23 protein-coding genes are annotated in these 21,331 nt (G+C 68.1%); 5 read left to right on the forward strand and 18 right to left on the reverse strand.

Annotation, left to right across the window (positions count from 1 at the left end):
• Positions 1-6: 6 nt before the first annotated feature.
• Entirely contained in the window at positions 7-993 is a 987-nt protein-coding gene (gene corA / locus ACRSCF_RS28265) for a magnesium/cobalt transporter CorA (RefSeq protein WP_016449112.1), read from the forward strand.
• Positions 994-1,024: 31 nt separating this feature from the next.
• On the opposite strand, the gene ACRSCF_RS28270 is transcribed toward corA, so the two are convergent.
• From ACRSCF_RS28270 to ACRSCF_RS28285, 4 genes are all read right to left on the reverse strand, one after another.
• Positions 1,025-1,420, reverse strand: coding sequence for a RidA family protein (locus tag ACRSCF_RS28270; RefSeq protein WP_034363444.1), 396 nt, complete (start codon positions 1,418-1,420; stop codon positions 1,025-1,027).
• Positions 1,410-2,552 carry a DSD1 family PLP-dependent enzyme gene (locus ACRSCF_RS28275; RefSeq protein WP_034363441.1) on the reverse strand — a complete coding sequence of 381 codons (1,143 nt, stop codon included), beginning with the start codon at positions 2,550-2,552 and terminating at the stop codon, positions 1,410-1,412. The genes ACRSCF_RS28270 and ACRSCF_RS28275 overlap by 11 nt, the downstream gene beginning before the upstream one ends.
• Before the next feature lie 19 nt (positions 2,553-2,571).
• Positions 2,572-3,585 (reverse strand): tripartite tricarboxylate transporter substrate binding protein BugD, encoded by a 1,014-nt coding sequence (locus ACRSCF_RS28280; RefSeq protein WP_016452041.1) that lies wholly within the window; start codon positions 3,583-3,585, stop codon positions 2,572-2,574.
• A gap of 66 nt (positions 3,586-3,651) precedes the next feature.
• Positions 3,652-4,317, reverse strand: coding sequence for an HAD family hydrolase (locus tag ACRSCF_RS28285; RefSeq protein ID WP_034363438.1), 666 nt, complete (start codon positions 4,315-4,317; stop codon positions 3,652-3,654).
• A gap of 72 nt (positions 4,318-4,389) precedes the next feature.
• Between ACRSCF_RS28285 and ACRSCF_RS28290 the strand changes: the two genes are divergently transcribed.
• Positions 4,390-5,298: a LysR family transcriptional regulator gene (locus tag ACRSCF_RS28290; RefSeq protein ID WP_034363435.1), complete on the forward strand. Its 909-nt coding sequence runs from the start codon at positions 4,390-4,392 to the stop codon at positions 5,296-5,298.
• Between the two features lie 6 nt (positions 5,299-5,304).
• On the opposite strand, the gene ACRSCF_RS28295 is transcribed toward ACRSCF_RS28290, so the two are convergent.
• The 12 genes from ACRSCF_RS28295 to ACRSCF_RS28350 form a co-directional block, all read right to left on the reverse strand.
• Positions 5,305-6,600, reverse strand: a complete 1,296-nt coding sequence (locus ACRSCF_RS28295) for an MFS transporter (RefSeq protein WP_016449106.1) — start codon at positions 6,598-6,600, stop codon at positions 5,305-5,307.
• 29 nt (positions 6,601-6,629) lie between these two features.
• Positions 6,630-7,697, reverse strand: a complete 1,068-nt coding sequence (locus tag ACRSCF_RS28300; RefSeq protein WP_013804504.1) for a porin — start codon at positions 7,695-7,697, stop codon at positions 6,630-6,632.
• Positions 7,698-7,774: 77 nt separating this feature from the next.
• Positions 7,775-8,734: a PDR/VanB family oxidoreductase gene (locus ACRSCF_RS28305; RefSeq protein WP_016449105.1), complete on the reverse strand. Its 960-nt coding sequence runs from the start codon at positions 8,732-8,734 to the stop codon at positions 7,775-7,777.
• The gene (locus tag ACRSCF_RS28310; RefSeq protein WP_034363433.1) at positions 8,731-9,756 is read right to left on the reverse strand and encodes an aromatic ring-hydroxylating oxygenase subunit alpha; all 1,026 of its coding nucleotides are present in this window, start codon (positions 9,754-9,756) and stop codon (positions 8,731-8,733) included. The genes ACRSCF_RS28305 and ACRSCF_RS28310 overlap by 4 nt, the downstream gene beginning before the upstream one ends.
• A 24-nt stretch (positions 9,757-9,780) precedes the next feature.
• Positions 9,781-10,002 carry a recombinase-like helix-turn-helix domain-containing protein gene (locus ACRSCF_RS28315; RefSeq protein ID WP_016452043.1) on the reverse strand — a complete coding sequence of 74 codons (222 nt, stop codon included), beginning with the start codon at positions 10,000-10,002 and terminating at the stop codon, positions 9,781-9,783.
• Between the two features lie 38 nt (positions 10,003-10,040).
• Positions 10,041-11,018, reverse strand: a complete 978-nt coding sequence (locus ACRSCF_RS28320) for a Bug family tripartite tricarboxylate transporter substrate binding protein (RefSeq protein ID WP_047217886.1) — start codon at positions 11,016-11,018, stop codon at positions 10,041-10,043.
• Between the two features lie 52 nt (positions 11,019-11,070).
• Complete coding sequence (locus tag ACRSCF_RS28325; protein WP_016452044.1) at positions 11,071-12,033, reverse strand: VOC family protein; 963 nt, start codon at positions 12,031-12,033, stop codon at positions 11,071-11,073.
• Between the two features lie 11 nt (positions 12,034-12,044).
• Complete coding sequence (locus tag ACRSCF_RS28330) at positions 12,045-13,520, reverse strand: aldehyde dehydrogenase (protein WP_017406709.1); 1,476 nt, start codon at positions 13,518-13,520, stop codon at positions 12,045-12,047.
• Positions 13,521-13,555: 35 nt separating this feature from the next.
• Positions 13,556-15,262: a thiamine pyrophosphate-binding protein gene (locus ACRSCF_RS28335; protein WP_034363429.1), complete on the reverse strand. Its 1,707-nt coding sequence runs from the start codon at positions 15,260-15,262 to the stop codon at positions 13,556-13,558.
• Positions 15,263-15,296: 34 nt separating this feature from the next.
• A complete protein-coding gene (locus tag ACRSCF_RS28340; RefSeq protein ID WP_047217882.1) occupies positions 15,297-16,094 on the reverse strand; it encodes an SDR family oxidoreductase in 798 nt (265 codons plus the stop codon).
• Positions 16,087-16,980: an IclR family transcriptional regulator gene (locus ACRSCF_RS28345; protein WP_034363426.1), complete on the reverse strand. Its 894-nt coding sequence runs from the start codon at positions 16,978-16,980 to the stop codon at positions 16,087-16,089. The genes ACRSCF_RS28340 and ACRSCF_RS28345 overlap by 8 nt, the downstream gene beginning before the upstream one ends.
• 12 nt (positions 16,981-16,992) lie before the next feature.
• Complete coding sequence (locus ACRSCF_RS28350) at positions 16,993-17,763, reverse strand: SDR family oxidoreductase (protein ID WP_012202888.1); 771 nt, start codon at positions 17,761-17,763, stop codon at positions 16,993-16,995.
• A 654-nt stretch (positions 17,764-18,417) separates the two neighbouring features.
• Between ACRSCF_RS28350 and ACRSCF_RS28355 the strand changes: the two genes are divergently transcribed.
• The 3 genes from ACRSCF_RS28355 to ACRSCF_RS28365 all read left to right on the forward strand — a co-directional run bounded on the left by ACRSCF_RS28355 (position 18,418) and on the right by ACRSCF_RS28365 (position 19,609).
• Positions 18,418-18,693 (forward strand): hypothetical protein, encoded by a 276-nt coding sequence (locus tag ACRSCF_RS28355; RefSeq protein WP_074931722.1) that lies wholly within the window; start codon positions 18,418-18,420, stop codon positions 18,691-18,693.
• A 263-nt stretch (positions 18,694-18,956) separates the two neighbouring features.
• Entirely contained in the window at positions 18,957-19,304 is a 348-nt protein-coding gene (locus tag ACRSCF_RS28360; protein ID WP_324622804.1) for a type II toxin-antitoxin system RelE/ParE family toxin, read from the forward strand.
• Complete coding sequence (locus ACRSCF_RS28365; RefSeq protein ID WP_034363421.1) at positions 19,301-19,609, forward strand: XRE family transcriptional regulator; 309 nt, start codon at positions 19,301-19,303, stop codon at positions 19,607-19,609. The genes ACRSCF_RS28360 and ACRSCF_RS28365 overlap by 4 nt, the downstream gene beginning before the upstream one ends.
• Positions 19,610-19,621: 12 nt before the next feature.
• Here ACRSCF_RS28365 and ACRSCF_RS28370 read toward each other — a convergent pair whose 3' ends face one another.
• Both ACRSCF_RS28370 and ACRSCF_RS28375 read right to left on the reverse strand, forming a co-directional pair.
• Entirely contained in the window at positions 19,622-20,383 is a 762-nt protein-coding gene (locus ACRSCF_RS28370; RefSeq protein WP_013804513.1) for a 5'-methylthioadenosine/adenosylhomocysteine nucleosidase, read from the reverse strand.
• A gap of 111 nt (positions 20,384-20,494) precedes the next feature.
• Positions 20,495-21,292 carry an aspartate dehydrogenase gene (locus tag ACRSCF_RS28375; RefSeq protein ID WP_034363548.1) on the reverse strand — a complete coding sequence of 266 codons (798 nt, stop codon included), beginning with the start codon at positions 21,290-21,292 and terminating at the stop codon, positions 20,495-20,497.
• Positions 21,293-21,331 lie beyond the last annotated feature (39 nt).

Here is a 21,331-nt window from a genome sequence, read left to right on the forward strand (position 1 = left end):
GAGCCTATGCTCAACATCTTTACGCTGGCCAATGGCCGCCTGGTTCAAGAAGAGATCGAGTCGCTGGAGGAGCTGTCCCGCTTCAAGCCGATCTGGGTGGACCTGGAGTCGCCCACGGTCGAGGAAAAGCGCTGGATCAAGCAGCACTACGAGTTGTCCATCCCCGAAGATGCGATGGACGACGACATCGAGGAATCGGCCCGCTTCTACGAAGAAGACAACGGCGAGCTGCACATCCGCAGCGACTTCCTGATCGACGATGACGAGGACCCCCGCTCCGTGCGCGTGGCCTTCATCGTCAACGAGCACAACAAGAACCTGCGCAGCTGCGGCGTGCTGTTCTCCATCCATGACGAGGACGTGCCGGTCTTCCGGCTGCTGCGCATGCGCGCGCGCCGCGCGCCGGGCCTGATCGACGAGGCCAAGGACGTGCTGCTCAAGCTGTTCGACGCCGACGCCGAGTACTCGGCCGATACGCTCGAAGGCATCTACGACGACCTGGAGAAGGCCAGCAAGATGGTGCTGTCCGGCGACGTGACCGACGACGTGGCCCGCGAAGTGCTGGGCGCCATCGCGCGCCAGGAAGACCTGAACGGCCGCATCCGCCGCAACGTCATGGACACGCGCCGCGCCGTCAGCTTCATGATGCGTTCCAAGATGCTCAATGCCGAGCAGTTCGAGGAAGCGCGCCAGATCCTGCGCGACATCGAATCGCTGGACAGCCACACGGCCTTCCTCTTCGACAAGATCAACTTCCTGATGGATGCCACCGTCGGCTTCATCAACATCAACCAGAACAAGATCATCAAGATCTTCTCGGTGGCCAGCGTGGCCCTGCTGCCGCCCACGCTGATCGCCAGCGTCTACGGCATGAACTTCCGCTTCATGCCCGAGCTGGAGTGGGAGTTCGGCTACGTCTACGTCATCGCGCTCATGGTGCTCAGCGCCGTCGGGCCCATGCTGTATTTCCGCAAGCGCGGCTGGCTGAAGTAGCGGCAGCCGGCCCCCTCGGGCCGGGCTTTCTTCAGGCCAGCGCCACGGCCTCGATTTCCACCTTCAACCCGAAATGCAGCGCCCCCGTGGGCACCACGGCGCGCGCGGGCCGGTGCGTGCCGGCCCAGTCGGCATAGAGGCGGTCGAAGGCCGGCCAGTGCGCCATGTCGTCCAGGTACACGCGCACCCGCAGCAGGCGGGGCACGCCGCTGCCGGCCAGCTCCAGCGCCGCCGCCAGATTGGCCAGCGCCTGGCGCGCCTGGTCCTCGAAGCTGGCGTCCACCAGGCGCGTGCCGTCGGGCCGTATGGGCAGCTGCCCTGACACGAAGACCAGCCCCTGGCCCATGGCCGTGTGGCTGTAGTGGCCGCCCGGCGCAGGCAGGTTCGGCGATGCATGGCGCAGATCGATCCCGTTTTCACCAGCCATGGAGCCGCTCCCAGGTTTGCACCGAGCCATCTGCCGCCAGCGCCTGGTAGGCCGGGAACTGCGCGCCCGTGGCGCAGGCATGGTTGGGCAGGATGCGCAGCCGCGTGCCCAGGGGAAAGCGGGCGGCGATGTCGGCCTCTATCGCGCCATCAGCGCGCGCCAGGATGCCGTGCTCCTGGTTGGCGCCGGTCAGCACGAAGCCCGGCATCACCTCGCCATGCAGGTCGCAGACCTGGCCGTAGCCGAAGTCCTGCCGCTGTTTCGCCGTGCCCCGGTCGCGGCTCATGGCCATCCAGCCTGCGTCCACGATGGCCCAACCCTTGTCGGCCTGGTGGCCGATCACGGTGGCCAGCACCGACAGCGCCACGTCCTCGGCCGTGCACACGCCGATGTTGCGCATCACCAGGTCGAAGAACACATAGACGCCTGCGCGCACCTCGGTCACGCCGTCCAGCCGGCATGCCGCCAGCGCGGTGGGCGTGGAGCCCACGCTGACCACGGGGCACGGCAGGCCAGCCGCGCGCAGGGCTTCGGCGGCCTGCACGCAGCCGGCGCGCTCGCGCTCGGCCAGCGCCTGCAGCGCCTCGGGCGTGTCCAGCTCGTAGCTGGAGCCGGCATGCGTGAGCACGCCGCCCAGGCGCATGCCGCCGTCGTGCAGCGTGCGGCCAATGGCCAGCAGCAGCGGCGCATCTTCGGCGCCCACGCCGGAGCGGTGGCCGTCGGTGTCGATCTCTATCCATACCTCGAAGGCCTCGCCCTGTTCGCGGCCGAACGCGGCAATGGCCTGGGCCGCCGCCACGCTGTCCACGATGAGCTTGAGATCGCAGCCGCGCCGGCGCAGTTGCAGGGCGTGCGGCAGGCGGTGCGGCGCCATGCTGACTGCATAGAGGATGTCGGTGGTGCCAGCGGCAAAGAACTGCTCGGCCTCCTTCAGGGTGGAGACCGTGATGCCCGAGGCCCCGGCCGCGCGCTGCGCGGCGGCCACGGGCACGCTCTTGCTGGTCTTCACATGGACGCGCAGGCGCACGCCCTGCGCGTCCATGCGCTGCTGCATGCGGTGGATGTTGCGCTGCATGCGTGCGAGGTCGATCACGGCAGCGGGCGTGTCCAGGGTCAGAAGTGTGTCTTGCATGGTGTTTCTCTCTCCATCGTCAATCCAGGTATTGGCCTTTGGCCTTGAGGGCAGGCACGTCGTTGCGCAGTCCCTGTTCGATCAAGGCGGAGACCGTGGCCGGCACGGCCTGCTCGGGCGACGGCAGCTCCACCCCCAGCGCGGCCATCTGTGCGCGCAGGCCCGCATCGCCCATGGCGTGCTGCAGCGACCGCGTCAGCCGCGCGAGCACCGCCGGCGGCGTGCCGCGTGGTGCGAAGATCGCGTTCCATGAGCGCGCCTGCAGGGGGTGGCCGGCCTCGGCGCTGGCCGCCGTGCCCGGCAGCTGAGCCAGGCGCTGTGTTCCCAGCACCGCAATCGCCTTGATGCGGCCGCCCGCGATCTGCGGCAGCGCCGTCGTCGTCTGGTCGCACATGAAATCGGTCTGTCCGCCCATGAGATCGTTCATGGCAGGCGCGATCCCGCGATAGGGAACATGGGTGGGGCTTTGGCCCAGCGCCGACAGCAGCAGCACGCACCCATAGTGCGATATCGAGCCCACGCCGGCGCTGCCATAGGAGGCTGCGGCCTGGTTGCGCTTGAGCCAGTCGGCGAACTGGCGCAGGTCGGAGGCCGGCAGATTGGCACGCGCCAGCAGCAGCATGGGCGCCGCGCCCGCAGGTCCCACAGGGGCGAAGTCGGCCACGGGGTCATAGGGCAGCTTGCGGTACAAGGCCACATTGACCACATGCGTGCCTATGCCGCCAAAGGACAGGGTGTAGCCGTCGGCGGCGGCCTTGCGCGCCTGGTTCAGGCCGATGGTTCCATTGGCGCCACCCAGGTTCTCGATCACCAGGGGTTGGCCCAGATGCTCCCCCATCTTCTGAGCCACGGCACGGGCCAGCGCATCGCTGGGGCCTCCCGGGGGAAACGGCACGACCAGCGTGACCGGCCTGGCCGGAAAGGCAGCGCCGGCCTGCGCCAGGGCTCCCTGGCTCCACGCCATGGCACAGACGATGGACAGGACCGGGAATGCGGACACAAGGGACAACGGCAGGGCTGGACGCAGCTGCATGGCAGGCTCCTCACAAGGGTGGACAGGAAAGGACGGCGGGCACAGCACCGGCTGCACCCTCGGGGTTCAGCCCTGCTGCGGGGAAAAGTCCCTGAGCCAGGGCAGTGCCGGCGCCAGCGTGGGTGCTTCGGCCTCGGCCTGCGGCGCGCCCGTGGGCCGCGACAGGCCCACGCGGTTGTGCCAGAAGGTACGCAGGCCCACGGCCGAGGTTCCGAACAGGTCATAGCCCGATCCGGCCACGAAGGCGGCCTGGCCCGCAGGCAGCCCCAGCCGGTCCAGCGCCAGCTGGTAGGGCCGGGGGTCGGGCTTGTAGAAGCCTGCTGCTTCCGAGGTCACCACCACATCCCAATCCACGCCCAGCAGCGCGGCGGCACGTTGACCCAGTCGCTCGGAGCAATTGGTCACCACGGCCAGGCGGCAGTGCGGGCGCAGGGCGGCCAGCAGCTCGCGTGCGCCATCCCAGGGCTGCAGCTGCTCCCATTGCGCCTCCAGCCTGTCGGCCACCGCCTCGGGCAGGCCCCGGTTGCGGGCCGCCGTGCGCACCAGGTCCTCATAGGGCTGGTAGGCGCCGCAGCCATAGGTCAGGCGCAGGTATTCGGCGCGCCAGTCGCGCCCGGCAGCCTCGCTGCCGGCGGCCGCATTCCAGACGGTCCAGGAGTCCAGCAAGGCGGTCAGCAGGTCGAAGAGCACGGCCCGGGGCCATGCGGCAGAGGTGGGGTATGGGGTGTTCATGCCTTGGCACTGTACGGACCAAGACCATGGTCGTGGTTAAATCCGCCGTCATCAATCGTTAAGGCAAATTGAATGATTGCCATCGAAGACCTGCAGCTTGCCGCCGCCTTGCTACGCGAAAGCTCGCTGAGCGCGGCGGCCCGTGCGCTTGACGTGACACCGCCTGCACTGTCCATGCGCCTGCGCCGACTGGAGGCCGAACTGGGCCTGTCCCTGGCCAACCGCAGCGCGCGGCGCCTGGCGCTGACACCCGAGGGCGAGCGCTTTGCCCGCGAGGCCGTGCGGCTGCTGGGCCAGATCGAGGAGCTGCGCGACTCGCTGCACGGCGATGCCCGCCAGCTGGGCGGCACGCTGCGCTTGGCCGCGCCCTTTGGCTACGGGCGCAGCCGGCTGGCCCCGGCCCTGGTGCCCTTCACGCGCCAGCACCCGCAACTGAAACTGCAGCTGGACCTGCGCGAAACGCCTTTCCCCGACCGCCACGATGCCGATGCCGTGGTCCACATCGGCACGGTGCGCGACTCCTCCTGGGTGGCGCGCGAGCTGGCTGCCAACGACCGCTGGCTGTGCGCCAGCCCCGACTACCTGCGCCGCCATGGCACGCCCGCCACGCCGCGCGAATTGCTGGAGCACGCCTGCATCTGTATCCGCGAGAACGAGGAGGATGTGACGCTGTGGCACCTGCGCCCCGCCGCCAGCCGGCGTGCCGTGGACGGCCAGACCCTGCGTGTGACGCCGTCCTATGTGACCAACGATGGCGGCGTGGCCCGCCACTGGGCCGAGCAGGGCCTGGGTCTGGTGCTGCGTTCGCAATGGGACATGGCACCGGCCATTGCCGAGGGCCGGCTGGTGCGCGTGCTGCCCGACTGGCATTTCGGCAGCGCGCCCGTCACCCTGCTGGTGCCCACGCGCAAGGGCCGCACGGCGCGCGTGCAGGCCTTGGTGACGTTTCTGGAGCAGTGCGCCGCAGCGGGCGCGCTGTAGTGCAGGTCAGGCCGTGCGCGCGGACGTGTCCCGGGCATCGCTGGCACCGTGGGTGCCCTGGCCGCGCTCGCGCAGCCAAAGCACCAGGCCGCAGACCATGACCACCAGCTGCGTGCCCACCAGCAGGCCGAAGCCGGCAACGAAACCGCCGCCGGCCGAATGCGATGTCCAGCCGATGACGGCGCCCATGAGCGCAGGCATGAAGCCCGCCACCAGGGTCGCCGTGCCGTTGACGACGCCATAGGCGCTGGCCACATGCTCGGGCCGCGCGCAGTACTGCACGGTGCTGGGAATGGCCGGGCTCATCAGGCCCCAGCAGAAGTTGGCGGCGATCAGGCAGTAGGCCGCCGCGTAGCGGTCTTCCATGTGGATGGCCAGCCAGATGGCCAACGCCAGGCCCAGGCTGCCGCCGACGAAGATCAGCGGCACCTGGCGGCGCGGCAGGCGGTCGATGACGATGCCGCCGACCAGCACGGCCAATACCGTGGCGTACTGCGGCAGCGAGGCCAGCCAGCCCATCTCGCGCAGTGAAAAGCCGCGCGACTCCAGGTAGGCCGGCAGCCAGTTGCTGCTGCCCCAGAGGTAGGAGAAGAAGGCCGCCGACAGCACGGCCACCAGCACCAGATAGCGCGTGTGCATGGCGCCGCGCACGATCTGGCCGACCTGTCCCACCGCCTCGCCCAGCGAGCGCGGGCGCGGCATGCCGGTGTCCACGCGGGGCATGCGGATGAAGGCCAGCACCAGCGGAATGCCGATGGCCACATTGATCAGGCCCAGCACGTGGAACGAGGTCTGCCAGTCATGGCCGGCCACCAGGTAGCCGATCAGCGGATAGCCCACCGCCAGCCCCAGTCCCGTGCCCATGTTCACGAAGGAGTTGGGCAGGCCGTTCTCGTGGCTCTGGAAATGCGCCTTGATGTAGCTGCCCGCCAGCGAGTACAGCGGCCCTTCGGAGATGCCCAGCAGGATGCGCGAGGCCAGCAGCAGGCCATAGCTGTTCATGGCCGGGGACAGAAAGGACACGGCGCCCCACAGCAGCAGGCCGACCACCAGGCTTCGGCGCACGCCGAAGAGCGCCGCGCAAAACGGCGTCAACACGAAGGAAGAAACGCCGTAGCCCACCATGAAGGCCGTGGCCAGCAGGCCCTGGCGCGTGCGGTCGTCGTGCGTCAGCCCGATGTGGTCCAGAAATCCCTGGTCGAGGATGAGGATCGAAAGGTTGATCCGGTCCACATAGGAGATGGCGACGATGATGAAGAGGCTGATCACCCCCCACCAGCGGGCCGCACGCATATCTTTCATGGCAAGTCTCTATCGCCCGATGGGCTGTATCAGAAGAAGTGGCGCACGCCCACCTCGAAGCCGGAGGAGCGGCCGCCCAGCGTGGTGCCCGGGGCCGACAGGCCCTGCACGCCGATGGATTTGGCCGCGCCGTCCTTGTTCTTGAGGAAGGCCACCGTGCCGTAGACCTGGGTGCGCTTGGACAGGTTGTGCCCGTAGCCCACGCTGATCTTGTTCCAGTCGGCATTGCTGCCGTCGGTGTTGTAGTGGCCGTAGGAGGCCTTGAACTCGCCCATGCCCACGGGCGCGGTCACGCCCAGCTGCAGGGCGGTGACCTTGAGGGCGCCGCGCTTTTCGCTGGCCCACAGCAGCATGGGCTTGGCCACGCCGAAGTCCCAGCTCAGGCCCACGTTGCTGGCCGTGAGGTTGGTCGCATCGCTGTCGCCATAGAACTTGCCCGTGGCCAGTGCGCCGTTGAAGGGGCCCTGGCGGTAGCCGAAGCGCAGGCCGCGGTAGTCGCCCTGGTTCTTGTTGGGCGCGCTGCGCGCCTGCTCGCCCATGGCCACCTGCACCTGGCCGTAGAAGCCGCCCAGGTTCTGCGGCAGGAAGTAGCTGACCGCGTTGCTGATCTGGATGGGCGCGCCGCCCGTGGCCGTGCCCGTGCCGGGAATGCCCAGCATGGTGAAGCCCATGGTGCCGCCCACGCCGTTGGTGAGGAAGGGGTCGAAGATCAGCGTGCTCAGGAAGGTGGCCGAGTCATCGCGGCCCAGGCGCACTTCGCCGAAGTCGCCCGACAGGCTCACGGTGGAGCGGCGGTTGAAGCTCAGGCCGCCACCGCTGGCCTTGCCCGAGCCGCTGTCCACGTCCATGCCCGCCTCCAGCCAGAAGCCAGCGCGCAGGCCGCCGCCCAGCTCTTCCGTGCCGCGAAAGCCGAGGCGGCTGATGTTGGCGCCGCCCGTGGACAGGCCGGTCTTGGACGGGCCGGAGCCGTTCAGGTGCGTGACGCCGACATCGACGACGCCGAAGATCTCGACCTTGGACTGCGCCGAAGCGGCACCGGGCAAGGACGCCAGGCAGGCTAGCGCCACGCCCAGCATGGGCGTATGGATGGTTTTCATGGGGTTGTCTCCTCTGGGGTGGTGGCTTGGGGGGCTTGGGGGTGGTGGGTTGTTGCCGTGCAGGTCTGATTGCCTGCTCAGATATCGAGCACTAAACGTTCGCTCTTGCAGCCGGAAACGCAGACCATCATCACTTTGTTGCTGGCCTTTTCCTTGGGGCTGAGCACCGAGTCGCGGTGGTCCGGAATGCCTTCGAGCACGCGCGTCTCGCAGGAGCCGCAGACACCTTCGCAGCAGCTGTGGTCCATCTGGATGCCGGCATCCAGCAGGGTGTCGAGCAGCGACTTCTCGGGCGTGATCTCGATGAAGCGGCCGCTGCGCTTGAGCTCCACCGTGTAGTTGCTGCGCGCATCGTCGGCGGCCTTGACCTCCACGGGCGTGAAGCGCTCGATGTGGGCGTTGGCGTGGCCCAGCTCGGCGCAGAATTTCTCGAAGGCGTCCAGCATGGGCGTGGGGCCGCAGGCGTAGTGGTGCGTGCCCGCGTCGGGCTGGCGTTGGGCCAGCAGCGCGCGCAGGTCGGGCGGGCCGCCGGCCTCGCTGTCGAAGTGCAGGTGCAGCGGCATGCCCAGCGCCTGCAGCTCTTCCAGGAAGGCCGCGCCCTTGCGCTCGCGGGCGAAGTACAGCATCTCGAACGAGCGGCCCTGGCCCTTGAGGCGGCGTGCCATGCACAGCAGCGGCGTGATGCCGATGCCGCCGGCCACCAGCACGGTGTGCGCGGCGCTTTCGTCCAGCGCGAAATGGTTGCGCGGCTCGGAGATGGTGATGGGCATGCCCACGCGCAGCGACTCGTGCACGCAGCGCGAGCCGCCGCGGCTGGCGCGGTCGCGCAGCACGCCGACCACGTAGCGGTGGCGCTCCTCGCTGGGGTTGCTCAGCGAGTAGCTGCGCACCAGGCCGTTGGGCAGGTGCAGATCGATGTGCGAGCCCGGCGTGAAGGCGGGAAGCTCCCCGCCCGCCACGGGCCGCAGGTCCACGCTGATGGTGTCCTGGGCCTCGAAGCGCAGCGTGTGCACGAAGGCCTGGAGGTTGGTGCTCATGATGCGGCGCCTTCGTCGATCTGCTCCTGGGCCAGGCGGCGCAGGTGGCGGCGCAGGCGCACCAGGCCGATGTCGTGCTGGTAGAGGTTCTCGCGCTCGTTGGCGTCCAGCTCCATCTGCTCCATCATGATCCGGTCCTGCTCCAGCACGGCCCAGTGGCGCGCCTCCAGGCGGTTGCGGTACAGGAAGCGCCAGGTGTCGCGCATCCAGCCCTGCACCTTGCGGCAGCGCCAGAAGAACACGGAGCACAGGTCGGCGCTGATGGGCGTGACGCAGGCCACGATGGCGAAGTTGCCGCCGGGGCCGCCGGTCTTGGGGTACGGAATCTCCAGGCGCATCCAGTGCACGCCCGTGCTGCCCCACTCGGTCCAGTCGAAGTTCACGCCGCGCTGGCCCACCTTCTCGAAGACGAAGCCGTCATCGGTCTCGCGCACCTGGAACGTGGCCTTGCTGTCACCCTCGGCCATGGAGTGCGACTGCTTGTGCAGGAAGGTACCGTGCATGGGGTCCATGACGTTGTCCAGCGCATAGCGGTAGTCGCTGCGCCACTCGGCATAGCACAGGAAGTTGGAGTACTCGGGCGAGGTCAGCTCCTCGGGCAGCGTGAACTCGGGCGCCTCGTCAACGGCCTTGTCACTGTTGTAGAGAAAAATGGCGCCATGCGCCTCGCGTGCATGGAAGGCCAGCGCCGCGCGCGAGCCTTCGAGCTTGCAGCCGGGGCTGCCGGGCACCTTGGTCACGGTGCCGTCGCAGCGCACTTCCACGCCGTGGTAGGGGCAGGCCAGGCGGTCGCCCAGGATCACGCCCTGCGACAGCGGCGCGCCGCGGTGCGGGCAATGGTCTTCCAGCGCATGGACCTGGCCGGCGGCATCGCGCCACAGCGCGATCTTGCGGCCGAAGCGGCGCACGGACACGGGCTGGGTCTTCACGAAGTCCGAGGGGCAGACCGCGTACCAGAGGTTCTTCAGGCCTTTGTTGAGCAGGCCGTCCACCGGATCGATGGTGATGGTTTGTACGTTCATGGGGCTCTCCAGTCCTGCTCGGTATCAATAGCCCAGCCGCGCCATCAGCGCCTGGAAGCTGTCTTCGGTCCAGGCCTCGCCGTTCTCGCCGGAGGGGCCGCTGCGGTTGAGGTAGGCCACCAGTTCGGGCAGGGTCTGCACGCCTTCGCCGAAGGCGCGTTCGATGGAATCGCCCAGCAGGTCTTCCATCAGGGTGGGGGCACGTTCGCGCGCCTGGTGCGGCTCGAGATAGCGATCAGCGGCCATGGTTCTCTCCTTCGAAAACTGTCTTGTGTGGGGGGTGCTCAATCAGCCCTGATATCCAGGTCTTTGATGAGCTTGCCGAAGCGATTGAAATCGGCGGCATTCGTCTTTTCCAGGCGCGCGGGCTCGCCGCCTGCGGGCAGCGCGCCGAAGGTGGCCATCTTGGAGACCACGTCGGGCATCTTCAGGATCTCGTTGAGGTGCGTGTTCAGCAGCTTCACGGTCTCGGGCGACATGCCCTTGGGGCCGAACAGGCCCTGCCATGCAGACACTTCCACATCCTTGACGCCCAGCTCGGCCAGGGTGGGCACATTGGGGGCCAGCGCGCTGCGCTGGCTGTCTGCCACGGCCAGGGCGGTGACCTTGCCGCCGACGTAGGGCGCGATCGGTCCCCAGGTCATGAAGGTCGTGGGCACATGGCCGCCGATCAGGTCGTTGACGGCAGGTGCCACGCCCTTGTAGGGAATGTGGGCGATGCGCGTGCCGGCGGCGCGGTTGAACATCTCGCCCAGGATGTGCATGGGCGAGCCGCTGCCGGGGCTGGCGTAGGTCAGGCCGTCGCGCTTGCCCTGGGCGATCAGGGTCTTCATGTCCTTGATGCCCGAGGCCTGGTTGGTGGCCACGAACATGGGCTGCACGCTGGTCTGCACGATGGGCGTGAAGCCGTGCAGCACGTCGTAGCTGGAGCCCGAGGCCGTCTTGAGCACGAACTGCGCGATGGCGAAGGTATTGGGCGCCAGCAGCAGCGTGTAGCCGTCCGGCGAGGCCTTGGCCACATGCACGCTGCCGATGGTGCCGCTGGCGCCGGGGCGGTTGTCCACCAGCACGGGCTGGCCCAGGCGCGTGGACAGCTTCTCGGCATACAGGCGCGCCATGGCATCGGTGTCGCCACCGGCCGGATAGGCCACGATGATGGTGATGGGCTTGGCCGGATAGGCCTGGGCCATCGCGGTGCCGGACAGCGTGGCTGCAGCCAGGAATGCAGCGGCAAGAGAAACCTGGCGACGTGTCTTGTTCATGGTGGGGGCCGTGGGGTGGTTGGGTTGTGGGGGTAGGCCGTCAGGCGCGGTCTCAATGCCGCTTGTCGGTGATGAATTTCCCGTCGCTGGTACCCACGCCCTTTTGGCGCCGGGTGTTGCCGTCGATGCCGCCATCAATGGCCCATTCGGCAAACACCGTGGGGCCGGGCTCGAACTCGCGGGGCTGCCAGTCGGCGGTGAGCTGGTCCTCGTCGGCGTAGTACTCGACCAGGGCGCCGGCCGGATTGCGGAAGTACCAGAAATAGGCCGAGGACACGGGATGGCGGCCCGGGCCCAGCTGGGTGTCCCAGCCGCAGCGCGAGATGTGCATGCCGCCGCCGAAGACCTCGTGGATGTCGCGCACCGTGAAGGCCACGTGGTTCAGGCCAGCGTCCTTGGCGGGGCGCTGCAGCAGGAAGATGTCGTGGTGGCCGCCGTCGGGTGCGCAGCGCAGGAAGGCACCGCGCTCGGGGTAGCGGTCCGAGGCCGCGAAGCCGAAGTTGTCCACGTAGAAGCGCTCGCAGGCCTGCACGTCCTTGACGAAGAACACCACATGGCCGACCTCGATGGGCTGGGCGCGCTCGTAGGCCGGGCTGGCCTGGTTGACGCGGTCCTTGCGGTCCCAGGTGTTGTAGGCGGCGCCTTGCACATCCACATCACGCTTTTGCGTGACCTGCAGGCGCACGGACAGGCCGTTGGGGTCGGTGCAGCCTATGCGCCCCTGGCCCTGTGTGAAGCCCGGCAGCGCGGCAATGCGGCTGGCGTACAGCGCAAGGTCCGCCTCGCTTTCCACACCCCAGACCACTTCGCGCAGCGTGGGGCCGGCCTCGATGGCGGGCGGCAGATCGGGATGGTCCACGGTGGCCACGATCACGCGGCAGCCGTTGAGGGTCTCGAACACCAGCCGGTCGTCCGCTTCCTGCACCAGCGCCAGGCCCCAGTCCAGGAAGAAGCGGCGGCAGGTGGCCAGGTCGTCCGCGCCGTAGGTGATTTCGTCTATGCCCAGTACGCTCATGTCGTGCTCCTTCAATTTGCCCAAGCGATGGGGCTCTCGTTCAAGCCCCAGTACATGCTCTTTTGCTCCATGTACTGCTGTATGCCCAGCCGTCCCTTCTCGCGGCCCAGGCCGCTGTCGCGCCAGCCGCCGAAGGGCGTGGAGATGGAGAACTGCTTGTAGGTGTTGATCCAGACGGTGCCGGCCTGCACGGCGCGGCCAATGCGCCAGGCGCTCTTGTAGTCGCGCGTCCAGATGCCGGCGGCCAGCGCGTAGACGCTGTCGTTGGCCTGGGCGAGCAGGTCGTCCTCGTTGTCGAAGGGCATGGCCACGAGCACGGGGCCGAAGATTTCCTGCTGGCAGATCTGCCAGTCGTTCTTCACGCCGTCGATGATGGTGGGGCGGTAGTAGTAGCCGCGCTCGAACTGCGCGCCCTCGGGCCGCTGGCCGCCCGTGAGCAGCCGGCCGCCCTCGGACAGGCCCAGGGCCACATAGCTCTCTATGGATTCGCGGTGCTTGGCGGTGATCAGCGGCCCCATCTGCGTGCGCTCGTCGGCCGGGTCGCCCACCTGCAGCGCGGCGGCCTTGGCCGTCAGGCGCTGCATGAATTCGGCATGCAGGCTGCGCGCCACGAACAGGCGCGAGCCCGCGATGCACGACTCGCCCGAGGAGCTGAAGATGCCGTAGAGCACGCCGTTGACGGCATGGTCGATGTCGGCATCGGCCAGCACCATGGTGGCCGACTTGCCGCCCAGCTCCAGCGAGACCGGCATCATCTTGTCGGCCGCGATGTGGGCGATGTGCTTGCCCGTGGACGTGCCGCCGGTGAACGACACGCGCTTGACCAGCGGATGCTTGGTGATGGCGTCGCCGATCACCGAGCCCCGGCCCGGCAGCACGCTGACCAGGCCCTTGGGCACGCCGGCCTCTTCGCAGATCTTCGCCAGCTCCAGCGCCAGCAGCGGCGTGGCCTCGGCGGGCTTGACGACCACGGCGTTGCCGGCGGCCAGCGCGGGCGCCAGCTTTTGCGCCTCGCTGGCGATCGGCGAGTTCCACGGTGTGATGGCCGCCACCACGCCCATGGGCTCGTACACGCTCATGGTCATGAAGTCGCCGCGCGAGGGCGTGATGGTTTCCTCCATGGTCTCGCAGGCCGCTGCAAAGAACTGGAAGGTGGCGGCGGCGCTGGCCACCAGCATGCGTGTTTCCTTGATGGGCTTGCCGTTGTCCAGGCGCTGCAGCTGGGCCAGGGGCTCGGCGCGCTCGCGGATCAGCTGGGCCACGCGGTGCAGCACGGCCGCGCGCTCATGGGGCTTTTTCTGGGCCCAGCCGCTGGTGCGGAAGGCGTGGTCGGCCTTCTGGATGGCCTCCTCCACATCCTCCAGGCTGGGCGCGCGCAGGCGGCCCACCACTTCGCCGGTGGCGGGATAGAGCGTGGTGGATTCGCCGCCGCCGCCCAGGCGCCATTCGCCGGCGATGTTGATGGGGAGCAGTTCCAGGTTCGACATGGTGAGCCTCTCTCGTTCGTTCGAATCCAGCCGCCTCAGGCGGCCTTGGTGGCCGTGGTGGTGGCCGGGATCTGGTCCAGCTTGTTCACGGGCGGGCCAGAGAACGTGGCCTTGAAATTGCCGATGGCGCGCATGTCGATCTCCAGCAGGAAGGGGCCCTTCTTCGTCCAGGCTGACTGCAGCACCGCCGGCAGCTCCTTGAGGTCTTGAACGCGGGCATGGGGCAGCTGGATGGAGGCGCACAGCTGCGCGTAGTCGGGCGTGTGCAGCTCCACATAGCAGCGGCGGCCGCCGTAGGAGGCGTCCTGGATGTTCTGGATCACGCCGTAGCGCTGGTCGTTCATCAGCACGATCAGGGTGTCGCACTCTTCCTGCACCAGCGTGGCCAGCTCGCCCAGGTTCAGGATGAAGCCGCCATCGCCCGCCAGGCCCAGCGTCTTGCGGCCCGAGCCGCTGACCGCCGCGCCCACGGCCGCGCCGATGGCCATGGGCATGCCCATGCCGATGCCGCCGCCCGTGGCGTGCACGCCCGCGTTGGGCTCGAAAAAGCGCAGCTCGCGGTTGCCCCAGGTGCTGTTGGAGACGGTCACGTCGCGCACCCAGTTGAAGTTGCGGCCCACGGCCTTTTGCAGCTCCTGCACCAGCACGCTGTACGGGCCCAGGCCGTCGCGCATGGTGGCCACGGCCTCGTCGTGCACCTGGCGCAGGTCGGCCAGCAGCTCGGGGTCGGCCTTGTAGCCGCGCGCCTCCAGCCGGTCGGCCAGGCCTGTCAGCGCCAGGGCCGAGTCGCCGCAGACAAAGCCGTCATCGGCGTAGCAGCGGCCCTGCTGGGCGGCGTCCACATCGATACGCAGCAGCGGGCGCGGCAGCTTCAATTCGTACTTCAGCGTCTCGTTGCTGCGCAGGCGCGTGCCCACGGCCAGCATGGCGTCGCAGCGCTGGTAGAAGGCCTCCACGGGCTTTTGGATGTTGTAGGCGCCCAGCGAGGCCGGATCGTCCTCGGCCACGATGCCGCGGCCCTGGCCCGTGCTGACGATGCCGAAGCCCAGCGCCTTCAGGCGCTGCACGGCAGCGACTGCGTGGCGTGCGCCGCCGCCCAGCCACAGCAGCGGGCGGCGTGCCTTGGCCAGCGTGTCGGCCAGGGCGTCGAGCGCGGCCTCGCTGGGGGCCAGCACGGCCACCGGCAGCGGCGACAGGTCGGCCGGCATGTCGATCACGGTCTGCTGGATGTCGATGGGAATCTCCACGCTCACCGGGCCGGTCGGCGCGGTCATGGCGGCCTGCACGGCGGCCTTCAGGGTGGACAGGCAGGTCTCGGCGCTGCGCACGCGGAACGCCGCCTTGGACACGGCGCCCAGCATGGTCAGCTGGTCGGGCGCCTCGTGGATGTACGACAGCTTCTGGTCCAGGTACTGCGTCTCGATCTGGCCCGTGATGTGCAGCAGCGGCGTGCCGGCCGTATAGGCCTCCACCAGGCTGCCGGCGATGTTGCCGGCGGCCGGGCCGGTGCTGGTGATGCACACGCCCAGGCTGGAGGTGGAACGCGCGCAGGCATCGGCCATGTTGCCGGCGCCGGCCTCGCCGCGCGCCATCACGAAGCGGACCCTGCCGCGCGCATGCATCGCGTCCAGGATGGGCATGTTGTGGATGGAGATCACCCCGAACGCGGCCTGCACGCCGCAGTGTTCGAGGAACTGGGCCACAACGGCGCCGACGGTGATTTTGGATGCGGAAGAAGTCATGTTCTGCTTTGAATCGGGTGAAGGGGCTGAAGCACTACGCTTGCCGTGCAAGGCCACCGGAGACGTCGATGTGGCTGCCGGTCGTGTAGGAGGACAGGGGCGTGGCGAGATAGAAGATGGCGCGCGCGGCCTCGTCGGGCGAGCCCAGGCGGCCCAGCGGAATGGACTTCTTGCGGGCGAGGTCGGCGCTCCAAGCGTTCCAGTCCTGGCTGCGGTCCTCGCGCGCCTCGAAGCGGCGGCGCCACTGGCCGGACTCGATCAGGCCGACCAGGATGCCGTTGACGCGCACACCCTTGGGTGCGAACTCGGTGGCCATGGAGCGCACCAGGTTCTTGAGGCCGGCGCGCGCGGCCGAGGTGGCCACCATGTGCGGCTCGGGCTGCGAGGCCAGCAGCGAATTGACGCAGACGATGGCCGGCTCAGCCGTGCGCTCGAGCTGCGGCAAAAAGGCGCGCGTGGGATGCAGCACCGAGAAGAACTTCAGGTGCAGCTCCTCGGTCCAGGCCGCATCGTCGGTGCTGGCAAACGTCGAGACCCGGCCCTGGCCCGCGTTGTTCACGAGGATGGAGGCCGGACCCAGCGCAGCCTCGCTGTCACGCGCGAACTGCTGCACCTGGGCGGCGTCGAGCACGTCGCAGGCCTGGGCGAACAGGCGGGCCTCGGGATGGCGTCCGCGCAGTTGCTGCACGGCCTGCTCCAGGCGTTCGGCGCTGCGCCCGCACAGGGCGACACGCGCGCCCTGCGACAGCAGCAGATCGACCGTGGCCAGGCCAATGCCCGAAGAGCCGCCGGTGACGACGGCCGTGGTGTCCTTGAGTTGGGAATCAAACATGGCCGCCTCCTGCGCGCCGGGAATTGAGGGAAAGCAGCTGTGCCGTCTGCGTTTGCGTCTGCGTTTGCGGGCGGTAGTTCAGCAGCTCGGACAGCTCGGCCGCCGCGTCGCAGACGCCGGCGATCAGGGTCACGGCACGGCCCTCCTCCACATGGGGCGCGGGGACCGTCGTGCCCAGCGCCGCCACCACGCGGCCGCTGTGGTCGCGCACGGGGGCGGCGATGGTGCAGATGGAGCTTTCGTAGAAGCCTTCGCTGAACACATGGCCGCGCTCGCGGTCGGCCTCGACCAGGTTGAACAGGTCCAGCACCGTGCGCGGCGTCTTGGGCGTGTGCGCTTCCAGGTGCTCTTCGGGATAGAGCGCGCGCAGCTCGGGCAGGGACAGGTCGGCCAGCAGCACGCGGCCCAGTGCCGTGGCATGGGCAGGCAGGCGCGTGCCCACGCGCACCGAACTGGTCAGCGGCGTGGGTGGCGTGACCTTGGCCACATAGACGATGGAGCGGCCATCACGCACCACGATGTTGCAGGGGTAGCGGATCTCGCCGCACAGCCGCGCGATCACGGGCTGGCCCAGCTCGGTCAGGTCCATGGACGACAGGAACTCGAAGCCCAGGCGCAGCACGGACAGGCCCAGCCGGTAGTCATTGCTGCCCTCGGCACGCTGCAGAAAGCCCATGGCCTCCAGCGTGTTGAGCATGCGGAAAATCGTGGCGCGCGGCAGCTGCAGGCGGCGGGCCAGCTCGGGCGCGCCCAGCGTGGCATTGCCGCGCCCGAACTCCTGCAGCAGGCGCAGGCCGCGCTCCAGCGCGGGCACCATGTACTTGTCGGTGCCGTTGTCCGCGCTCTCGGCGCTCTCGGCATTCCCGGAAGAGGGGGTGTCGGTCATGGCGAAACCCCTTCAATTCATGACGAAGCCGCCGTTGACGGGCAGCACCTGCCCCGTCACGAAGCGCGCGCCATCGGACAGCGCATAGGCCACGGCGCCCGACACATCCTCGGGCCGCTGCTCGCGCTGCAACGCGCGCTGGTCGATGTACAGGCGGTGGCGGTGCTCGGGCACGTACTCCGTGGCCTCCACCAGCACCAGGCCCGGCGCCACGGCGTTGATGGTGATGCCGTCGGCGCCCAGCTCGCGCGCCATGGAACGCGTCATGGCCATCACCGCGCCCTTGCTGGCCACATAGGCCATCAGGTTGGGGGCGCCCCACATCGCGGTATCGGACGCCAGGTTCACGATGGCACCCCGGCCGCTGTCGCGCAGCGCGGCGCGGCAGGCGCGCGTCATCAGCCACACGCCGCGCACGTTCACGTTCATCACCTGGTCCCACTTGTCCAGATCGATGTCGTCCATGCCCTTGCCGCCCGAATCGGTCACGGCCGCGTTGTTCACCAGGCCGTCCAGCCCGCCCAGCGCCTGCACGGCCTGCTGCGCGCAGCGCTCTATCGACTCCGGATTGCCGGCATCCAGCCCGAAGCCATGGGCCTCGAAGCCCTGCGCACGCAGCCGGGCCACGGACTCGGCCAGCAGCTCCTCGCGCAGATCGGCCATGGCGACACGCGCGCCCTGCTCGCAAAAGGCCTTGGCGAACGCAAAGCCCAGGCCGCGCGCCGAGCCTGTGACGAGGATGCGGCGGCCGGCAAGCTGGCCTGTGGAGGGCGTGGTGTTCATGGCGTACCTCAATCGAAGGGGGGTTTGTGTCTGTTTCAAATTTGAAATGACACTTTTTTCTTGAAACAAGCGTGAGTTTAGGACTGATGGTTCGGGGTGGGATTGGGGAAAACACGGAGACGTGTGGGAAATGGATGACAGAGGTGTGTCTGGGTGTGTTTTGGATGGGGGCGTTTTATGGCTTGCGAGGACATGCCCGCCCTGCGGGCGGGAGCCGGGTTTCGGCCCGGCGGCCGACCGCAGCGAGCCAGATGACGAAGCAGTCCTGTCCTTCGGCAGGACTGCAACCCCGCAACCACCACGCCGCAGCGCGCTCATACGGGGAATGGGTGCGCGCCGTCGCTTCGCTCGGCCTGGGGTTTGAGGCGGGGTTGTGGAATGCCTCTATGATTTCGGTGGCCCCCTGTTCCGGGGCTGGTGCTTGAAAACACCATCAACACACAGCGGCAGAGCCTCCCCGAAAGTGAGGCCTCGTCACGTCTGAACACTTGGACAGTGGGCATCGCACCCGCACGTCCACACGGTTTTGGATGGGATGGGGCTACCCGCAAGGCTGCCCGCACGTCTGTGTGCGTGTTTTCAACATCCCATCCACCCTTTCTGCGCTTGAAAACGCAGGTCGGGTGTTTCCGTCTCGCACAGGAGTACGAAAACATGAACGATCAGCGCACCGCTCTTCCCACGCGCGCCAGCTTCGAGCAACTGGCTCGCACCATCACCGACACCAATGGATGGGTACAGGAAGGCTGCAACGAAATACGGGCCCTGGCCCAACTTGCATTGGCCAGCCTCCATGCCCCAGAAGACTTGCGACGTCCGCAAGCCATGGCTCACGCACTGCGCGCCATCCGCGACGGCGCTGAGTCACTGGCCGACTATGTGCAAGGCGAAGCCAGAAGCGTAGGTTGCGACCCCACTCAAAGCCCATAGCCGCGAGGGCGGCCACATCCGGCCGAGCGCAGCGAAGGGGTCGCGGGCATTCGGGTTGCCGTCTTTGACCTGACCTTTCTTGGCGCATCAAGATGGGCCATCGGCTGCCAGGCCAGGAACCAGGCATCGAAACCAAGCAATCGCAGTAGCAGGAATTCCCCTCGCGTCCAGCGTCAAGGCTTTGGCCTCCGATGACACACGGGCTACACGGTCATCAGTAAAGATACGCAGCAAAATAGTACTTTTTTAGATACACTTTTCCGATGGAAGAGCCCATTCTTTCCGTTGTCTTCTACCGGTCCGATGCCGGCAAGGAGCCCGTGCGTGACTGGCTTCTTGAACTTACGGTGGAAGACCGCAAAGCCATCGGCGCCGATATCAAGACTGTCCAATACTACTGGCCTCTGGGCATGCCCGTAGTACGCAAGATGGAGCCAGGACTGTGGGAGGTGCGGTGCAGCATTGGCGATGGCATCGCACGTGTCCTATTCACGGCCCAGAATGGAAAAATGGTTCTGCTGCATGGCTTCATCAAGAAGTCGGCCAAGACCCCCGCGCCGGATCTGACAACTGCCAGAAACCGGCTCAAGAAGCTGAGGAATACCCCATGAACAAACATCTAGGCAGCAATTTCGATGACTTCCTCGAAGAAGAAGGCCTGCTTGAGGAGGCCACAGCTATCGCAGTGAAGCGGGTGATTTCCTCGCAATTCGCACAGGCGATGAAAGCCCAGAAAGTCAGCAAGACCGAGATGGCGACACGCATGCGCACCAGCCGCATGGTGGTGAACCGCCTGCTGGACGCAAACGACACCGGCGTCACCCTGGCCACGTTGGCCCGCGCCAGCGTGGCGCTTGGCACGGCTTTGCACTTTGAACTGGACGATGCGACGGTTCTCCAGGCATCAGCGGCATAAAAGCACTACCGCTCAGCGCTGCGCTGACAGCCGCCGCAAAAACCCATCCACCACCCGCAACGCATACCGACTCGCCACCACCCTCACAAACTCCGCAAAGTCCACATGCGCACTGTCATCCGCCCGATCGGAAACAGTCCGCATGGCCGCAAACGGCACGCCATAGTCCAGGCAGGCCTGCGCCACCGCAGCCCCTTCCATCTCCACCGCCAGCACTTCATGCCCTGCAGCACGCAGGCCCTGCGCCAGCGCGGAAGAAGCGCCCGCCGTGCCCACGAACTGGTCACCGCTGGCAATCAGCCCCTGGTGCGCGCGCGGCGCCGTGGTGGCGTGGGCGGCGCGCAGGTCTTCGCCCGCCTCGGCCACGCAGGCCTGGGCGGCGGCCAGCAGCGCGGCGGTCATTTCAGGGTCGCAGGGCAGGCGCGTGCGTCCGTAGCCGGGCATTTCCCAGCGCGGGAAGATGGGCGAGGCGTCCAGGTCGTGCTGCAGGTATTCGTCGGCCACGACGACATCGCCCACGCGCACGCCTTCGCCCAGGCCACCGGCCACGCCGGTGAAGGCGATGCGGCGCACGCCGAAGCGCTCGATCAGCGCCGTGGCCGTGGTGGCGGCCGCCACCTTGCCTATGCCCGACAGCGCGCAGACCACGTCGTGCCCGTGCAGGCGCCCGCGCCAGAACATGCGGCCGGCGTGGGCCGTGCCCTGGGCGTCGGACAGGGCATGGACCAGGCCTTCCTGTTCCTGCGGCAGGGCACTGAGGATGGCGATGGTCATGGTGGCTTCTCTTTCAACGTTTCAACGGCACAGGCAAAAAGCAAAGGCGGCCCGGGGGCCGCCTGCGGGGCGAAAGCGCCCATTGTGCCGCGAGCCTGTGCCCGGCGCGGCTCAGATGGCAATGGCCGTGGCCTGGTTGAGCACGGCGCGCACCACGCTGTAGACGGTGAGGGCCGAGGTCTTGGGGTTGGCCGCCAGCGGCTTGCCGCGCATGGTCAATTCCATGGATCCGAAGGCGCCGCGCGCGGCCACATGGTGCACGTTCTCGTCCACGCCCGGGTCGGCGTACAGGCGCACCGTGGTGCGGTCCAGGCCCATGCCGGCCAGCGACAGGGTGGCGGCCACGTTGGCGTTCTTGGGGTAGAGCTGGGCGGCCTCGCGTGCGCTGCCTTCGAAGATGCAGAAGGCTTCCTTGAGGCTGGCGAGGTCGCAGCGCTGTTCTGCGGGCGTGCCGGTCCAGGCCAGGGGCGGCTTGCGGCCGGTGTAGACCACTTCGTCCAGGCCGCCGATGCGCGCAGCGGCCAGCGCATCCACGCCGCCGATGGCACCCGACAGCAATTGCACCTGGGTGCCTCCGGCCTCGGCCGCCGCCTGCACGGCCTCGGCCATGCCCGGGGCGCTGAGTGCGCCGATGGAGGCCACGACGGCAGGAATGCCGCGCCGCAGGGCGGGCAGCACATGCTCCTCGATGGCGGCATGGCCCGCGCACTCCACGATGAGGTCGGGCCGGTCTTCGGCCGCCAGCGAAGGCACGGCACGCGCCTGGGGCGCATGCAGGGCCAGGGTGGCGCGCACGGCGTCGGTCACTTCCGGCACAAGCACCCAGCCCACCTGCACGGCGGCATGTCCCTTGAGCAGTTCGAGCACGCTGGCGCCAATCGCACCGCAGCCAATCACAGCAATCTTCATCGTCATATCTTTCTGGGAAGGAATGCGCTGGCGGCCGGT

Source organism: Delftia sp. 11MD, assembly GCF_050907895.1.
In the GTDB taxonomy this organism is placed as follows: domain Bacteria; phylum Pseudomonadota; class Gammaproteobacteria; order Burkholderiales; family Burkholderiaceae_C; genus Comamonas; species Comamonas tsuruhatensis.

Excerpts from the sequence above, each read along its gene's own strand:
- corA (WP_016449112.1), top strand. The coding sequence starts at position 7 with ATGCTCAACATCTTTACGCTGGCCAATGGCCGCCTGGTTCAAGAAGAG.
- ACRSCF_RS28370 (WP_013804513.1), bottom strand. The coding sequence starts at position 20,383 with ATGACCATCGCCATCCTCAGTGCCCTGCCGCAGGAACAGGAAGGCCTG.
- ACRSCF_RS28285 (WP_034363438.1), bottom strand. The coding sequence starts at position 4,317 with ATGAACACCCCATACCCCACCTCTGCCGCATGGCCCCGGGCCGTGCTC.
- ACRSCF_RS28350 (WP_012202888.1), bottom strand. The coding sequence starts at position 17,763 with ATGAACACCACGCCCTCCACAGGCCAGCTTGCCGGCCGCCGCATCCTC.
- ACRSCF_RS28320 (WP_047217886.1), bottom strand. The coding sequence starts at position 11,018 with ATGAACAAGACACGTCGCCAGGTTTCTCTTGCCGCTGCATTCCTGGCT.
- ACRSCF_RS28305 (WP_016449105.1), bottom strand. The coding sequence starts at position 8,734 with ATGAGCACCAACCTCCAGGCCTTCGTGCACACGCTGCGCTTCGAGGCC.
- ACRSCF_RS28290 (WP_034363435.1), top strand. The coding sequence starts at position 4,390 with ATGATTGCCATCGAAGACCTGCAGCTTGCCGCCGCCTTGCTACGCGAA.
- ACRSCF_RS28295 (WP_016449106.1), bottom strand. The coding sequence starts at position 6,600 with ATGAAAGATATGCGTGCGGCCCGCTGGTGGGGGGTGATCAGCCTCTTC.
- ACRSCF_RS28340 (WP_047217882.1), bottom strand. The coding sequence starts at position 16,094 with ATGTTTGATTCCCAACTCAAGGACACCACGGCCGTCGTCACCGGCGGC.
- ACRSCF_RS28315 (WP_016452043.1), bottom strand. The coding sequence starts at position 10,002 with ATGGCCGCTGATCGCTATCTCGAGCCGCACCAGGCGCGCGAACGTGCC.
- ACRSCF_RS28360 (WP_324622804.1), top strand. The coding sequence starts at position 18,957 with ATGGAAGAGCCCATTCTTTCCGTTGTCTTCTACCGGTCCGATGCCGGC.
- ACRSCF_RS28275 (WP_034363441.1), bottom strand. The coding sequence starts at position 2,552 with ATGCAAGACACACTTCTGACCCTGGACACGCCCGCTGCCGTGATCGAC.
- ACRSCF_RS28335 (WP_034363429.1), bottom strand. The coding sequence starts at position 15,262 with ATGACTTCTTCCGCATCCAAAATCACCGTCGGCGCCGTTGTGGCCCAG.
- ACRSCF_RS28270 (WP_034363444.1), bottom strand. The coding sequence starts at position 1,420 with ATGGCTGGTGAAAACGGGATCGATCTGCGCCATGCATCGCCGAACCTG.
- ACRSCF_RS28375 (WP_034363548.1), bottom strand. The coding sequence starts at position 21,292 with ATGAAGATTGCTGTGATTGGCTGCGGTGCGATTGGCGCCAGCGTGCTC.
- ACRSCF_RS28355 (WP_074931722.1), top strand. The coding sequence starts at position 18,418 with ATGAACGATCAGCGCACCGCTCTTCCCACGCGCGCCAGCTTCGAGCAA.
- ACRSCF_RS28365 (WP_034363421.1), top strand. The coding sequence starts at position 19,301 with ATGAACAAACATCTAGGCAGCAATTTCGATGACTTCCTCGAAGAAGAA.
- ACRSCF_RS28310 (WP_034363433.1), bottom strand. The coding sequence starts at position 9,756 with ATGAACGTACAAACCATCACCATCGATCCGGTGGACGGCCTGCTCAAC.
- ACRSCF_RS28280 (WP_016452041.1), bottom strand. The coding sequence starts at position 3,585 with ATGCAGCTGCGTCCAGCCCTGCCGTTGTCCCTTGTGTCCGCATTCCCG.
- ACRSCF_RS28325 (WP_016452044.1), bottom strand. The coding sequence starts at position 12,033 with ATGAGCGTACTGGGCATAGACGAAATCACCTACGGCGCGGACGACCTG.
- ACRSCF_RS28345 (WP_034363426.1), bottom strand. The coding sequence starts at position 16,980 with ATGACCGACACCCCCTCTTCCGGGAATGCCGAGAGCGCCGAGAGCGCG.
- ACRSCF_RS28300 (WP_013804504.1), bottom strand. The coding sequence starts at position 7,697 with ATGAAAACCATCCATACGCCCATGCTGGGCGTGGCGCTAGCCTGCCTG.
- ACRSCF_RS28330 (WP_017406709.1), bottom strand. The coding sequence starts at position 13,520 with ATGTCGAACCTGGAACTGCTCCCCATCAACATCGCCGGCGAATGGCGC.